Source organism: Mesorhizobium sp. BHbdii (assembly GCF_053848045.1).
This window is the reverse complement of record NZ_JBSPKX010000003.1, coordinates 478,210-493,020: the sequence shown is the minus strand read 5'-3', so window position 1 is coordinate 493,020 and position 14,811 is coordinate 478,210. Positions and strand designations below refer to the sequence as shown.

Annotated in this window: 13 protein-coding genes; all 13 read left to right on the top strand. The window is 50.3% G+C overall.

The features are described 5' to 3' along the window. Window positions 1-25 precede the first annotated feature (25 nt). The 13 genes from gmd to ACWTU8_RS19120 all read left to right on the top strand — a co-directional run bounded on the left by gmd (window position 26) and on the right by ACWTU8_RS19120 (window position 14,803). Window positions 26-1,120 carry a GDP-mannose 4,6-dehydratase gene (gmd, locus tag ACWTU8_RS19180; protein ID WP_455849403.1) on the top strand — a complete coding sequence of 365 codons (1,095 nt, stop codon included), beginning with the start codon at window positions 26-28 and terminating at the stop codon, window positions 1,118-1,120. Between the two features lie 21 nt (window positions 1,121-1,141). Further along, entirely contained in the window at window positions 1,142-1,888 is a 747-nt protein-coding gene (locus tag ACWTU8_RS19175) for a glycosyltransferase family 2 protein (protein WP_455849402.1), read from the top strand. 226 nt (window positions 1,889-2,114) lie between these two features. Then, the gene (locus ACWTU8_RS19170) at window positions 2,115-2,990 is read left to right on the top strand and encodes an FkbM family methyltransferase (protein ID WP_455849401.1); all 876 of its coding nucleotides are present in this window, start codon (window positions 2,115-2,117) and stop codon (window positions 2,988-2,990) included. Window positions 2,991-3,149: 159 nt separating this feature from the next. Beyond that, window positions 3,150-4,373: a lipopolysaccharide biosynthesis protein gene (locus tag ACWTU8_RS19165; RefSeq protein ID WP_455849400.1), complete on the top strand. Its 1,224-nt coding sequence runs from the start codon at window positions 3,150-3,152 to the stop codon at window positions 4,371-4,373. After that, complete coding sequence (locus ACWTU8_RS19160; protein ID WP_455849399.1) at window positions 4,370-5,776, top strand: hypothetical protein; 1,407 nt, start codon at window positions 4,370-4,372, stop codon at window positions 5,774-5,776. The genes ACWTU8_RS19165 and ACWTU8_RS19160 overlap by 4 nt, the downstream gene beginning before the upstream one ends. Next, window positions 5,773-6,930, top strand: coding sequence for a glycosyltransferase (locus ACWTU8_RS19155; protein ID WP_082982127.1), 1,158 nt, complete (start codon window positions 5,773-5,775; stop codon window positions 6,928-6,930). Before ACWTU8_RS19160 ends, ACWTU8_RS19155 begins: the two co-directional genes overlap by 4 nt. A 12-nt stretch (window positions 6,931-6,942) precedes the next feature. Then, complete coding sequence (locus tag ACWTU8_RS19150; protein WP_082982128.1) at window positions 6,943-7,653, top strand: FkbM family methyltransferase; 711 nt, start codon at window positions 6,943-6,945, stop codon at window positions 7,651-7,653. A 106-nt stretch (window positions 7,654-7,759) separates the two neighbouring features. Beyond that, complete coding sequence (locus ACWTU8_RS19145) at window positions 7,760-8,725, top strand: glycosyltransferase family 4 protein (RefSeq protein WP_455849398.1); 966 nt, start codon at window positions 7,760-7,762, stop codon at window positions 8,723-8,725. A gap of 96 nt (window positions 8,726-8,821) precedes the next feature. After that, complete coding sequence (locus ACWTU8_RS19140) at window positions 8,822-9,589, top strand: FkbM family methyltransferase (RefSeq protein WP_455849397.1); 768 nt, start codon at window positions 8,822-8,824, stop codon at window positions 9,587-9,589. Window positions 9,590-9,654: 65 nt separating this feature from the next. Beyond that, complete coding sequence (locus ACWTU8_RS19135; protein WP_455849396.1) at window positions 9,655-10,812, top strand: glycosyltransferase; 1,158 nt, start codon at window positions 9,655-9,657, stop codon at window positions 10,810-10,812. Window positions 10,813-10,922: 110 nt separating this feature from the next. Beyond that, window positions 10,923-12,260, top strand: coding sequence for a nucleotide sugar dehydrogenase (locus ACWTU8_RS19130; protein WP_455849395.1), 1,338 nt, complete (start codon window positions 10,923-10,925; stop codon window positions 12,258-12,260). A gap of 693 nt (window positions 12,261-12,953) precedes the next feature. Further along, window positions 12,954-13,838, top strand: a complete 885-nt coding sequence (locus ACWTU8_RS19125; RefSeq protein WP_163603070.1) for a glycosyltransferase family 2 protein — start codon at window positions 12,954-12,956, stop codon at window positions 13,836-13,838. A gap of 14 nt (window positions 13,839-13,852) precedes the next feature. Continuing rightward, window positions 13,853-14,803, top strand: a complete 951-nt coding sequence (locus ACWTU8_RS19120) for a UDP-glucuronic acid decarboxylase family protein (protein WP_128341226.1) — start codon at window positions 13,853-13,855, stop codon at window positions 14,801-14,803. The last annotated feature ends 8 nt before the right edge of the window (window positions 14,804-14,811 follow it).

The following is a 14,811-nucleotide window of genomic DNA, read 5'->3' as shown; positions in this document are numbered from 1 at the left end:
TTCCAGAAATCGCCGGAGAAGCACAATGACCAGGAAGATCGCACTCATAACCGGTATCACTGGCCAGGATGGCGCCTATCTGGCGGAACTTCTGCTGGCAAAGGGCTATCACGTCCACGGAATCAAGCGGCGTTCATCCTCGTTCAACACCGGTCGCATCGACAATCTCTATCAGGATCCACACGAAAAGAACGTAAGGCTGTCGCTGCATTATGGCGACATGACTGATGCCACGAACCTCATCCGCATCGTCCAGGAAGTGCAGCCAGACGAGATCTACAATCTCGCAGCACAATCGCATGTTCAGGTGAGCTTCGAGACCGCCGAATATACGGCGAATGCAGACGCGATAGGCACGCTACGCCTCCTTGAGGCCATCCGGCTGCTCGGCCTGACAAAAAAGACGCGTTTCTATCAGGCATCGACATCCGAACTCTACGGGAAGGTGCAGGAGATCCCTCAAAAGGAGACGACGCCCTTCTATCCGCGATCGCCTTATGCGGCAGCAAAGATCTATGCCTACTGGATTGCGGTAAATTACCGCGAAGCCTATGGCATTCACGCTTCCAACGGCATCCTGTTCAATCACGAGAGTCCGATGCGCGGCGAGACATTTGTGACGCGTAAGATCACGCGCGCAGCTGCCGCGATCAGCCTGGGCCTTCAGGACAAACTCTACCTCGGCAATCTGTCTGCCGAGCGAGATTGGGGTCATGCCCGCGACTATGTCGAGGGCATGTGGAGGATCCTTCAGCAGGACGTGCCCGACGATTATGTCCTGGCAACCGGAGTAAAGAACTCGGTCCGCCGTTTTGTCGAGCTTGCATTCAGCGAAGTTGGGACCGAGATCCAATGGGTCGGTTCCGGCATCGACGAAAAAGGCATCGATGCAAGATCCGGCGCTGTTCTGGTCGAGGTGGATCCGCGGTACTTCAGGCCGACCGAAGTAGAGCTTCTGATCGGCGACCCCTCGAAAGCGGAGCGCGTTCTCGGGTGGAAGGCAACAACCTCCCTAGCCACAATGGTCCAGGAAATGGTCCAGTCCGATCTCGAAACGGTAAGACGGGAATCCGAGCACCGGCGCTTGGACGAGGATCGCATTCGGGTTGCGGCACAGTAAGGAACGTTGGACCGAGTTGACATGAGAATCTCGGTTTTGACGGTCTGCTGGAACTCGGCCGCAACAATCAGGCATACGGTCGATAGCTTCTTTGCCCAGGATCATCAGGACAAAGAGTTGGTGGTCGTCGATGGCGGGTCATCGGACGAAACGCTGACAATCGTCCGGTCCTATCCGCAGGACCAGATTCAGTTGGTCAGCGAGCCCGATCGTGGAATGTATGATGCACTCAATAAGGGGCTGCGCCTCTATACTGGAGACGCAGTTGGCGTGCTGAATTCCGACGATTGTTTCCATGACCATACTGTGCTGACGCGAATTTCGGCAGAACTCGAACAGGCCGATATCGTGCATGGCAATCTGGATTTTGTTGAAGATCATTTCAAGAAGCGGGTCATCCGGCGTTGGCATGCCGCCCCTAGGCCCGCCAAGGGTTTTCGGACCGGTTGGATGCCCGCTCATCCCACGTTCTACGTCAGGCGCAAGGTAGCGGAAGCGGTCGGCATATTTGACCTCAGTCTCAAAGTGGCATCAGATTACGATTGGATGCTGAGGGCGGTAGACCTCCACCAATTCAACTGTGCGACTACTAACAATACGCTTGTGGATATGATGGTTGGAGGGGCCAGTACGCGGGATCTGCGCTCGTATATAGAGCACAATATAGAGGCTCTTCGGTCTCGACGCCGATGGCTTGGATCCGGCATCATAGACTATGCCCTCGTTGCAAAGCCAGTCCGAAAACTAGGACAGCTTTTTCCAAGATAGCGCAACAATTCGAAGGTACGAAGCTCGAGCAGGCGTCTTTGCGTCATCAAGCGATCAAATAGTCCGCGACCGCCGGAAAGCGGGGCCGCAAGGTCAGGTTGAAACAGTGTGTGAATCCGAGGCGACGTTATTTACCGATTGCCAGGAAATTTAAAATCTTCAGACGGTTAGATGAATTCGAGAACATATCATTGCTCCTTCCAAGGGGTAAGCTAGGACCCATGGCATGAACATAATTCGGACAATGAGGCTCATCCTTGAGCATCCTGGTAATCGGTATGGCAAAGTCGCAGCGTTGGCTCGATTTATCCGTTGGCAAATCGCTTCGCGACTGGCATTGGGTTCGATTGCCGTTCCATTCGTGAACGACACAATTTTGTTAGTTGCAAACGGGATGACCGGTGCCACCGGAAACATTTACAATGGCCTTCTTGAATGGGAGGAAATGGGCTTTGTCCTTCATTTTTTGCGTCCCGAACAGCTCTTCGTCGACGTTGGAGCGAACGTGGGCGCCTATTCCGTGATGGCGGCGGGAGCAGTGGGGTCCCCTTGTGTCTGCATAGAACCGATCGAATCCACGTTTGTTCATCTGCGCCGAAACATTGCCATTAATTTCCTCGACAGCCGTGTAGAGCTCCATAATGTTGGCGCAGGTTCAGAAGATGGATCAATTGGGTTCATCAACAATGCTGATACGAGAAATCGAGTAGCAATTGATGGAGAGGCATTCATCCCGGTCGAGGTCAAAAGAGTCGATGACCTCCTGGAAGGAAGAATGCCGGTTTTGATGAAGATTGACGTTGAGGGATTTGAGCCTGCCGTTCTTGCTGGGGCGAGTAGAACGCTTGAGCTGGAGAGCTTGCAAGCAGTGATTGTGGAGGTCAATGGGCAAGAAAAGAGATATGGCTTCGCTGCGGATTCTGTCCGAGGCGCACTCGCGGCGAGCGGCTTTACCAGGATAAGGTACGAACCTCGAACACGGGAAATTCTGCGGGATACGCTTGATGGGGATGGCAACGCGATATTTGTCAAAAACCTCGAATGGGCACAGGACAAAGTGCGCAAATCGCCCGAATACCGAACTCTAATTGGCAAAATATGAGCGCAGGCTGGCTGACGCTAGCATTCATAGCATGCAATTTACCTGGAAGAAGCCAGTACCCACTTCCGAACTAGAGAATAGAAAAGTTTGACAGCAAGGAGCCGAAAAGGAGCGCTTCTGGGGAGCCTATCCGGTATATCAAAGCCCGGACTTTGGGCGTTGGTTGAGCAAATTAGTATGCCTACTTTGCAATTGCTGTTAACTGCGCCGCTGATCTACTCTGTTGGCTTGAGTGGCTATGGCCTGTGGACCTTCAACTTATCGCTTGCGGGCGTACTTGGTGCAGCAACACCCGGCGTCGGTATGGCTGCTACTCAGTTGATATCGGCCGAGGTCGATCGCACGAAGCGGTCCGCGGCAATTAGCTTGATTGTGTTCGGCGGCTTAGCGGTTTCAGTTCTTTCAGGTGGCATTGCGTTCGCGCTGTCTAGTGTTGTCCTTCGCAGTTACCCGCCACTGATCTGGACCGAAAATCATATAGATATTGTAAGATTTGTCTTGCTTGCTGTACTCACTGCGATTGCATTACAGTGGGATATGATATGCGCTGCGACACTGAGAGCGCAAAGTCGTTTTAAAGAGAATGCGCTATGTGAGGTGTCTACGCGGTTATTTAGCATTGGAAGTGTAGCCACGGCCGGGATGCTAAGTTTTCCATTGACACAGCTTTTAGTTATAAACCTCCTGTGTATTATCTTGCGCGGAGGCGTGAAAGCATTTGTGGCAACAAGGGGAATTGAAAAATTTAGCCTCCACGAGGTGCTCGGATTGCTTTCGCTGGCCGTCCATTATTCCGTTCTGCAATGGGTAAATAACGTATCTTCTCTCTTATACTCGTCAGCAGATCGTATCGTGCTTGGATATTTTGTGTCCGCCGAAATAGTTGCCGTCGCGAGCCTCTGCGGTGAGATGAACCAGCAAATACAGTCACTGCCTAGAGCATACTTTTCGCCTATACTGCCAGAGCTTATCAAGCTAGATCGTGCAAATGACAAGGTCGGCTTTCAGAATATCTTGCTGAGAAGCTCTGCAAATATAAAGCGTATAATAATAATGCTCTCGCTGGCGTCAATTGCATTTGGGCCGCCTTTGGTGATTCTGCTAAGTCAATCAAGCTTTATTTACCAAGAGCTTATGGTTATTTATTGCTCATATACTTTGTCATATGTGGCAATTGCGATGATAATCGTTCCTTACTTCTCGCTTATAGGTCGAGGGGAGTTGCGATTCGCAAATATGCTAACCATTGGCGGGGCGGTTGCTAACCTGGTGGCTGCTGTGGCGTTGGGATCGCTGCTGGGAGCAGCCGGCGTCGCGCTGGGACGAATGTTCTATACCGTCCCGTTCATATTTTGGCGAAAGCGGGAGAGCACGAGGACATGAAACTTCAGTCCGAGGCTCACCGAAATCAAGCACTGGCGGCTGGGCCGCGCCCTAGCGGTCGGATCGGCAAGAACAGCAGCCTGAGCGTGGACAGGTTGATGCTGGTCGCGCTAGTTGGACCTGCGGTTGCTGGCGTTTTGAGGAAATTGACTCCGACGCAGCCAGTGCAAATTGAGGCACTGCCAGTCTCAATATTTCTTGCGCTTGTTTTCTTCGGGCTTGTCAAAGTCAACAAAAATCAGGCCTCAGTGGCCTATGGATGGATCGTCAGTTGGATCGCGCTCGTGGCGATTTACGCTGTTCCTGCGTTTGCAATCGACACTATGCTCGGAATTCAAGCTCTTTTGTTGGGCGCCGGGACTCCAATGCTTGGATTGGCATTCCTGACGTACGGCCGGCCAGGCGATTCAATGAAGTTTGTTAGAGCGGCAAAGGTTTTCGTTTCGGTTATAGCGCTTCAGTTCCCTCTAGGCATTGTAATGCTTGTTTTTGGCAACGACGCGCTGCCGAGCGTTTTTAGGGCAAACGCTATCGAGCTTCTAGCAGGGAAGGAGTTTCGTATCGGACAAGCAACACTTGCTGGCTATTTTACTACTGCGCCCGTTAACTCAATTGCATCGCTGTGTGCATTTGGTTTTGCTTCGGCGCTTGTGTTGAGGTCAAGGAGTTCAAAAGAGCGGCTAGTTCAGTTGGCTATCGCTCTGATGATACTCGCTGTAATATGGATGACCGCCCGTAGAGGTGCTTTATTTAGTGCCATTTTTATCGCTTTCATTCTACTGGCAATCGAAATTCGGGTTCATCGCGGCCGTCTGATTTTCGCGCTTTTCGCGGCGAGTCCCGTAGCGGTTTTTTCTCTAGCGCTCTTTTGGGACCGTGTTAACAGCGTGATCTTTGGCGAAAGAATGGTGTTACTAAGTGAAGGTCAGTTAGACATAGGCGAAAGAATAAATGCGATCTTCTTGAAGTTTGTTGTCGAATGGGTAAATTTGGCGCCTTTTGGAAATTTCACCGGGTATGCTTCTGGAGCTGGGAAGGCGTTCGAGGTGCGTGACCTTAGTATGGCTGCGGAAGTAGGCGCTGCGATGATTGTGGCGGAGAATGGAGTTCTGGGACTCATATTGTTCACGGCGATATTTATCATTTTGCAAATCGAGATGATAAGGAGAATCAAAAAATCGGGTCAGTATTGGTGTGGACCGCTGGTGGCATTGCATTTTGTTTTGTTTGTGCTGTTCTTCTTCAAGGAGAATTCGGTACTATTTCCTGGATTAATTGGATCGCTGTGCTACTGGTCATTGCCCGGGCTGGTGGCCGTAGGAACTTCCGAAATCGCGAGTGCTGGTAATTGGCGTACCACCCGGGCAGGCGCAGATCGCTATGGGCGAGAGAGACGGAGGTGAAGGTACTGGAGAGGATGGATGGCATGTATCCAGTTGTTCTAATAGCGCCGACGTTCTCGGATGAGCAGGTTCTCCGTTTTCCTTTTGTTTCACCAGCGGCGTCCGCTTGGATACGAGGCTTGGTTGACGCGTTGGAGACGTTTGGTCGTGTGGACAGAAGTTTTTGGTTTTCAAACGAATCGTCGTGGCCACGTGGACCTTTTCTGCAGCCTGGAATGGAGATCAAATCGTCCTCGACTGGGATGAAGCTGGTGAGATTCCTCAACCTTCCGGCTATCAAGCGCAGGTCCATTAGCCGTGCGCTGGAGAGAGCCGTTTGTGCCGAAGTAAGTCGTGAGGCTTTCGTTTTTGTCTATGGGCAGGGAACGCTTTCCGCGGCTGCAGTTAAACGCATCGGCAACTTGGTCCAGCGCGTGGTCGTTATCGTTCCCGACGCGCCATCTAATTCAGCTGGGTTAGACTTAGTCAAGGAAGTCGCAAAAGTTGCGACAGGTGGATTACTCTATTTGCCCGCAAGCATAGGATCTCTGCTGGAGGGGCGGCGCTGTATGGCGTTTCATGGGACGATTCCCCACGTCGCGGAAGTCTCAGCTCCAAAAGTCGGAACAAGGAAGAAGCTCGTATTCGTCGGCGGAGTCGACAAGGTAAGTGGATCTGATTTCCTGGTTCGAGCACTTAAGCGAATCGACCTGTCAGACATCGACGTTGTTGTTGCGGGTCGGGTTAGCGACGTGCAGTCAGCGATTGCATTAAAAGAAATGGGCGCTCAAGTCACAGGGTTTTTGAATGCAGCCGAGCTAGACGCCTTGTGCTCTGACGCGTATGCGTTTTTGAATCCTCGCGACCCAAGCTTCTCAGCGTCCGACACAAATTTCCCCTCAAAACTATTGAAATATATGTCTTATTCTCGCCCTATTTTATCGACGGATACGGCAGGCATGCCGCGTGACCTCGTTTCCGTTCTAGGTTGTAGTGGTGTCGCAAGCCCGGATCGTTTTGCTGACAGGCTTGATGGGGTTCTACGCCAGCCAGAGTCGCAGTGGATTGCCGCGGCTACACAAGTCAGAAAATTTGCAATCGAAGAATACTCTGTCCAGAGCAGCGCCAGAAAAATTGCCAAATTCATTGGCGTTCCCACGCCTTGTTTAACATAAAGGGCTCGTCAAATGAGTAGACTGAAGGAAGTGTTTCGAAAGGCCGGATTTAACGTAACCCGAATTGGCCCGAATACTGACCCGTGGTCGCGAAGAATTGAGTTGCTGCGGCAGCGAAAGGTCGGTTGTGTTCTCGATGTGGGCGCACACTATGGTGGCTTTGGAAATGCACTTTACAGGGCAGGCTTTGATGGGGCTCTGATCTCTTTTGAACCTCTGCCTCAGGCCCTCGATGCGCTACGCCGTCGCGCGTCCCGCCAAAATCGATGGTCGGTTGTGCCGGTTGCGATCGGCGACCGTGATGCTACGGCAGAATTCTCCGTCTCTTCGCGAACCACTTCGAGTTCGCTATTTGCAATGACAGCCCTAGCGGAGAGAGCAGCAAATGCGAGAGAGGAAAGCAGGATATCAGTCCCGATGCGTTCAATCGATAGCTATTGCAAGGAGAATTTGCCTGGCGTCGAGAAGGTGTATCTAAAGTGCGATGTTCAAGGAGCAGAGTTTCTGGTTATTCAGGGCGCAATGGAGACTATGGTACGTGCGGAGGTGGTCGAATTGGAGCTATCTCTGGTTCCATTGTACGAGTCTTACTGGGAGTTTTCGGAAGCCCTGAGATGGTTTTCTGATCACGGGTTTAATATCTGGTCGATCGAGCCCGGTTTCGCTGATCAGGAATCCGGTCGCGTCTATCAGGTTGACGTGATTTTTGCGCGACAAATATAGATGTACGCTGTAGTGACCGAGTGACATGACTATATATATAATACAGAGGCGGATCGCCGAATATCGAATAGGGGTATTTAACGCAATTGCGCGTCGGCGAAGGGACTTGATCGTTTGTTCTCAGGAGCCACCAAAAAGCCCGACTGATTTCAAATGGATGCATTTACAGTTCGACAAAAAGAAATTTGGACAGCATGGGTGGAACATTCCATTTGATGTAGAGAATGATATACTGATTACCGGCCTTGATCTTCGTAATCCATCGCTTCTTTCGATAATCTTCAGCTCCCGTGGTCAGGTGGTAATCTGGAGTCATGGCTTCGGAAGAAGATGGGGAAGTTTTTTTATACGACCCTTGCGGCTAATCGCGGCTGCCCGGGTAACGGCTTCTATCTTCTACACAGAGTCCGGCAGAGACCAATTTGCGCGCTGGCTTGCAAATGACAAACTCTTTGTAGCGAGAAATACGATCGCGCTTGCGTGCTTTGAAGCGGATCCGACGGTGTGCCGTGACAGCTATCTTTACTTCGGTGACTACCGCGATGAAAAGGGGTTGATGGAGCTTCTGGACGCTTTTGCTGTCGTAGCGGCAGAGCACCCTAGCGTGCGCCTCGTATTGGTCGGAAGTGGGTCGACAGAGGCGTCCATGAAAACAAGGGCAAATAGGGGTGGCTTTTCTGACCGCATTGAATTTCATCCTAGGACGAATACACCCGAGGGACTAAAAAAATTCCTTGATCGAGCGATCGCAACTGTGTCGCCGTGGCACGTCGGTCTCTCTGTCGTTCAATCGTTTTGGGCCGGCGTTCCAGTGGTAACTCGCCCTGGCAATCGGCACGCGCCTGAGTTCGAATATTGTGTGGAAAACGAGAATTCCTTGTTTTATCGCGGTGGCGCCAATGAGTTGGCACGGGTGATGGAGCGCTTGCTTAATAGTGATCTACGAGAAGAGATGGCGAGAAATGCCCGCAAGTATTATATAGAGAAGCTGGATATCGAAAACATGGTGCAGGGGTTCGAGGCGGCGATTGCATTTTGCGAGGAACGTCGAACTCTCCGACCGAGCATCTGAAGGTCGGAGCAATGCCAAGAAATACTGCTGGGATGCGGATCGGGCGTTTTGAGTTGTTGCAAGCAGCTGGACAAGAATTATAGATAGGGAAAATGCGTGTCAATATTTACAAATGTTCGTTCCCGAATCGGAAGCTTCAAAAAGCCAATAGAGCCAACGTTTGCAACCGTAAGGTTACGCGGGCTTGCGATCGTAGTGCCGCTTCATGAGACAGTCGGTTGGAGATTGTACTGGGATAGAGCCTATGAGAACGAACTTCTCGATTACTTCGATAAAGAACTGTCTGAAGGCAGTTTTTGCGTCGATGTTGGAGCCAACCTTGGCTATATTTCCTGCTACCTTTGGAAATTAGTTGGTAAGGGAGGGGAAGTATTGTCTTTTGAGCCGGATCCATTGATCGCCAGTCTGGCAGAATTCAACATTGAATTAAATGGATACGACGGCAGCAAAGTCGCTAAGGTAGCGCTATCAGACACCGACGGAGATGCCCAGTTTTTTCGCTCCGGTGACTCTGGCTATTCCGGACTTCGTGATACAAAGCGGCGCGCAGTAAGATCAATGATCACGGTCCCGCAGAGGCGGTTGGACGACTTTCTTTTGGCTGCAGGGCGGAGAGCAGACCTGATCAAGATTGATGTCGAGGGAGCGGAATTCGCTGTAATGCGAGGCGCCCAAACCGTTCTTTGTAACCCTGAACTCAAGCCAAGAGTAATCGTTCTAGAAACCAGTGAGATTAATCAGAAGGCATTCGGGTACACATCCGCGGACCTCGTGTCATTTATGGCGGCCTTTGGTTATCGTGCCGTGACATTCGATCAGGAAAAGCTTGATGGCTTATCCGGTAATATTGTGTTTCGCTCTTGACAGTGTCAGGCAGCTCACGGACATGACGAGATTTTAATTGCAGTGTGTACTGTTTTGAGAAGCGGATGAAAATAGTACAAATCGTTGCGTCAATCGAAGCGGAGGCCTCTGGTCCCTCGTACTCTGTTTTACAGCTTGCTAGGGCAATGGAGAAAATTGGAAGGGAAGTGGAGCTTTTTTCATTAGGGGCCCCAATCGATACCTCGGACGGAAAATTTAGAAATAGGAAATTTAATCGTGATTATGAAAGGTTCGGGCACCTTAAAAAACTAGGCCTATCTTCCAAGATGAGGAAGGGGTTGGTCGAGGTCGCAGCTGGGGCCGAGGTACTTCACACGCACGGACTGTGGATGATGCCAAATGTTTATCCAGCTCGGGTCTCCAAAGCGTTTAAAGTTCCATTTGTCGTATCGCCTCGAGGCATGCTCAGTCCAGCTGCTCTAGAATATTCAAGAGCGGTAAAGTCTGTCTTTTGGATCATCGCGCAGCGATCAGCACTCAAGGCAGCAAATCTTATTCACGCTACAAGCGAGCAAGAATATGAGGACATCCGTGCTTTTGGTCTAAGGCAACCGGTTGTAATTTTACCCAACGGGGTTGGGGTCTCCCATCCGCAGCCCTCCGAATTGCCATGTTGCGACGGTGAGCGTTCGGCTGTTGTTCTGTATCTCGGCCGCTTACATCCGATCAAGCGTATTGAGACTCTCCTAAAGGCATGGGCTCAACTAGAGGACGTCTTTCCTAATTGGACACTCGAGATTCGGGGCCCTGGTGAGCCAAATTATGTCAAGAAGTTGAAGCAAGAGGCCGTCGAGCACGGGCTACAGCGATGCATTTTTGGTGATCCGGTCTATGGCGAAAAAAAGTACGAACTCTATAGAAGAGCGGCGGTATCTGTGTTGCCGTCCGCATCAGAAAATTTCGCAATGACTGTTGCGGAGAGCCTAGCATGCGCAACCCCCGTAATTACCACGAAAGCGACCCCGTGGCGTGGACTTGAGACGTATGGATGTGGATGGTGGGTCGATCTGGGAGTGGAGCCACTGAGGCATGCGCTTCACGCCGCCCTCACATCAGGGATGATCGAGCTTCACCAAATGGGTACCCGCGGCCAAAATTGGATGATCCGCGATTTCGCATGGTCGGGAATAGCAGAGCGGATGATTGAAGCCTATAGTTGGTTACGAGGTCAAGGCTCGCCACCGCCTACGGTCATTCTTTAGCCTCTGCAAGCGACTAGTTTGAACTATTGCGCCGCAGAGACGCCCGCAGTGTCTCACCAACCAGCATTTGAATCCAAACTGAAGGCAGGGAAGTGGTTACGAATTTGGCGATGAAACAGGGGCAGGGGGCTGAGTTGCTTCGGAAAATAAACTCTCATGAAGCCGTCGTAGGTGTTATTGGGCTTGGATATGTTGGACTTCCGCTAGCGATCGCCGCGGCTCGAGCGGGTTTTAATGTTATTGGATTTGATACAGACTTTAGAAAAATAGAAATGCTGAACTCTGGAAAATCCTACATAGACGCTGTTAAGTCATGCGACCTGAAGTCCAGGGTGGAAGAAAAGAAATTTCGAGCTGAGGGAGATTTTATACACTTAGCCGAATGCGATGTAGTTATCATTTGTGTCCCTACACCCCTTTCGAAGCAGCGCGAACCCGACCTGAGCTATGTCAAAGACACAGCTGAAAACATTTCACGTTATTTGCATATTGGCCAGTTAGTTGTCCTCGAATCCACAACATATCCAGATACAACATTGGGTATTGTAAAGCCGATATTGGAACGAAGCGGTCTGAGGGCGGGAATAGATTTTTGGATCGGGTTCTCGCCGGAGCGTGAGGACCCCGGCAGCAAGAAATATTCAACTGTCAATATCCCGAAAATAGTAGGCGGCGACGGCGGGGAGGCATCCGAGCTCATGGAGGCTTTTTACGGTAATGTAGTTGAAAAAGTAGTTGTAGTGTCGAATCCATCAGTCGCCGAAGCCGTTAAAATTACTGAAAATATCTTTAGGGCCGTAAACATAGCTCTCGTAAATGAACTAAAAGTAATCTACGATGCGATGGGAATTGACATCTGGGAAGTGATTGACGCCGCCTCCACAAAACCCTTCGGGTATATGCCGTTCTACCCTGGACCTGGACTCGGAGGGCATTGCATCCCTGTTGATCCCTTCTATCTGACGTGGAAGGCGAGAGAATACGGTCTCTCAACTCGTTTCATCGAACTTTCTGGTGAAATAAACGTCGCAATGCCGCGGTATGTAATAGCTAGGCTGGAGCAGTCTCTTGACACACGGCAGAAGATTTCTCTTAGCAGTGCCTCGATCTTAATTGTCGGACTGGCTTACAAACCAAACGTATCCGACATTAGAGAAAGTCCGACGCTTGTAATGCTTGAGGCGTTGGTGAAACGAGGCGCATCTGTAGACTACTACGATCCTCACGTTCAGGAGATTCCAAAGACTCGAGAGCACCCCGATTTGTCTGGGCGGAAGTCCGTTGAACTAACGACAGATACGCTTTCGAATTATGACGCGGTTCTTATAGCGACAGATCACGACCAAATCGACTACAGACTGTTAGCTGAACACGCAAAATTGATAGTGGATACGAGGAATTGTTTTGCTCGTAGGAATATCGTGTGCAGGAATCTGGTCAAGGCTTAGGATTGAGCCGACAATGATAAAAACTTGTGAACGCGGGCGGTTCAAACTGCGTTGAAATCGAAGTTATGGCTGGAATGCTCGACGTAAATGAGAACCGGAGAGCACGGAAGTGGAGCAGGGCCGAGCAACTCGGACGCGTGCTGTGGGGCTTGGTGGGTCCTCTATTCATCTTAAGCCCGCGACCACTTTGGAAATGGAGAGTACTCTTACTGCGATCGTTTGGAGCTAAGGTCGGAAGGAATGTGCATATTTATCCCGATGTGCGCATATCGATGCCATGGAATATCTCGATTGGAGATAACGCTGCCATAGGATCCAGGGTCACATTGTATGCGCTTGGGCCAATTAGCATTGGGGCAGAAGCGACCATTTCCCAAGGAGCGCATCTTTGCGCGGGGACTCACGACTATCGTGACCCGTCAATGCCACTCGTCAAGGCGACTATTCGTGTGTCGAACGGCGTATGGATTTGCGCAGAAGCGTTTGTGGGCCCAAAGGTGGAAATTGGATCTATGGCTATAATAGGTGCGAGAGCCGTGGTCATGCGATGTGTTCCTTCGTATGACATTGTAGTTGGCAATCCTGCGCGCAGTGTGGGACGCCGAAAGATGAATTTAACGGGCCAAGTGTCTAGCGGCTCTTAGAAACGCAATTGGACTTGGCTTTGAAGATCCTAACAACACGAAACAAGAGTTGATTAAGGGCAATCCTGTGCAGAAGATTCCCATTACCGTCATTATTCCAGTGAAGAACGAGGAAGACAACTTGCCAAGGTGTTTGGAAAGGCTTGGCAGGTTTGAGCGTGTCATTGTTGTGGATTCCGGAAGCGAGGACAATACGGCTGCGATAGCCGAAAAGAACGGAGCCGAGATAGTTAACTTTCGGTGGGACGGCTTTTACCCAAAGAAACGGAATTGGGTGCTTATTAATCATGCAATCGCGACTCCCTGGGTGTTTTTTCTGGATGCGGATGAGGTGATTGATGATGTATTCTGCGATGAGGTGAAAGCTAGAACGGCGTCAGACGAATATGTCGGCTTCTGGTTAAAATACAGGAATTACTTTATGGGGAGGGAGCTTAAATTCGGTGTAGCACAAAAGAAGTTGGCGTTATTTCGAGTGGACGCGGGTTTGTATGAGCGTATTGAGGAAGATCAATGGAGTAGCTTGGACATGGAAGTCCATGAGCATCCAATACTCACGGGCCGGGTCGGATCGATTGAGACCTTAATCGATCACCGCGACTTCCGGGGCATAGACAGGTTCATAGGCCGTCACCAAGCATATGCCAAGTGGGAGGCGAACCGATATATGCTACTTCGGTCACGGGTGACGCAGAATATTTTAACAAAGAGACAAAGTGTGAAATACAAATACTTATCGTCTCGTTGGTATGCGTTTGCTTACTTTTTTTATAGCTACGTTTTAAAAGGGGGCGTATTGGACGGGTGGCCAGGCTTCTCATACGCGTTTTATAAAACGTGGTATTTTCATACTATAAGGAATCTAATCCTTGAGTACGAGGAAAAAATAGAAAACGTTGACATTAGAAATAATCGTCTGTCCACCCAGTCTTAATTTGGAGAGTAGTAGTGACACGACTTTATCAAAGTGCAAAGAGGGTTCTTGTAACTGGAGGGGCCGGTTTCCTTGGCTCTCACCTGATCGACAAGCTCATCGGGATGGGCAACGAAGTCTTATGCGTTGACAATCTCTTTACGGGAGCCAAGAAAAATATCGAACACCTCGCGTCTCATCCAAAGTTTGAATTCATCCGCCATGACATCACTTTTCCGCTTTATGTTGAAGTTGATGAGATTTACAATCTTGCTTGTCCGGCGTCTCCTATTCACTATCAGCACGACCCAGTCCAAACTACGAAGACATCTGTCCATGGCGCGATTAATATGCTTGGACTTGCAAAGAGGCTTAATTGCAGAATCTTTCAGGCGTCCACCAGCGAAGTTTATGGCGACCCGGTTGTGCATCCGCAGGTGGAAGAATATTGGGGGAATGTAAATCCTATAGGCCCAAGATCCTGTTATGACGAGGGCAAGCGTTGTGCAGAGACTCTATTTTTTGACTACCACAGACAAGTGGGACTTGATATTAGAGTGGCGCGAATTTTCAATACATACGGGCCGCGAATGCATCCGGCCGACGGGCGTGTTATTTCGAACTTCATAGTTCAAGCGCTGAACCAGATGCCGATCACGATATACGGGGACGGTGAGCAGACTAGGTCGTTTTGCTATGTTGACGATTTGATCAAGGGTTTCATCGATTTTATGGATGACGATGTCAAGTATCCGGGGCCGTTAAATCTAGGTAACGATAGCGAAATCTCGATAAGGGGTATCGCCGAGGCAATTATAGAACTGACGGGTTCGAAATCGGTAATAGTGAGTGAAGAATTGCCGGCAGACGACCCACGTCAACGACGCCCAGACCTGGCGAAGGCGCGTGAGATGCTTGGTTGGCAACCAAGTGTTCAGCTGCGCGAAGGTCTCAAGAAGACCATTGAATATTTCACGCGATTGTAGAGACCCGT

Coding starts and splice junctions, on each gene's coding strand:
- ACWTU8_RS19135 (WP_455849396.1), top strand. CDS start 9,655: ATGAAAATAGTACAAATCGTTGCGTCAATCGAAGCGGAGGCCTCTGGT.
- ACWTU8_RS19150 (WP_082982128.1), top strand. CDS start 6,943: ATGAGTAGACTGAAGGAAGTGTTTCGAAAGGCCGGATTTAACGTAACC.
- ACWTU8_RS19130 (WP_455849395.1), top strand. CDS start 10,923: ATGAAACAGGGGCAGGGGGCTGAGTTGCTTCGGAAAATAAACTCTCAT.
- ACWTU8_RS19160 (WP_455849399.1), top strand. CDS start 4,370: ATGAAACTTCAGTCCGAGGCTCACCGAAATCAAGCACTGGCGGCTGGG.
- ACWTU8_RS19175 (WP_455849402.1), top strand. CDS start 1,142: ATGAGAATCTCGGTTTTGACGGTCTGCTGGAACTCGGCCGCAACAATC.
- gmd (WP_455849403.1), top strand. CDS start 26: ATGACCAGGAAGATCGCACTCATAACCGGTATCACTGGCCAGGATGGC.
- ACWTU8_RS19170 (WP_455849401.1), top strand. CDS start 2,115: ATGAACATAATTCGGACAATGAGGCTCATCCTTGAGCATCCTGGTAAT.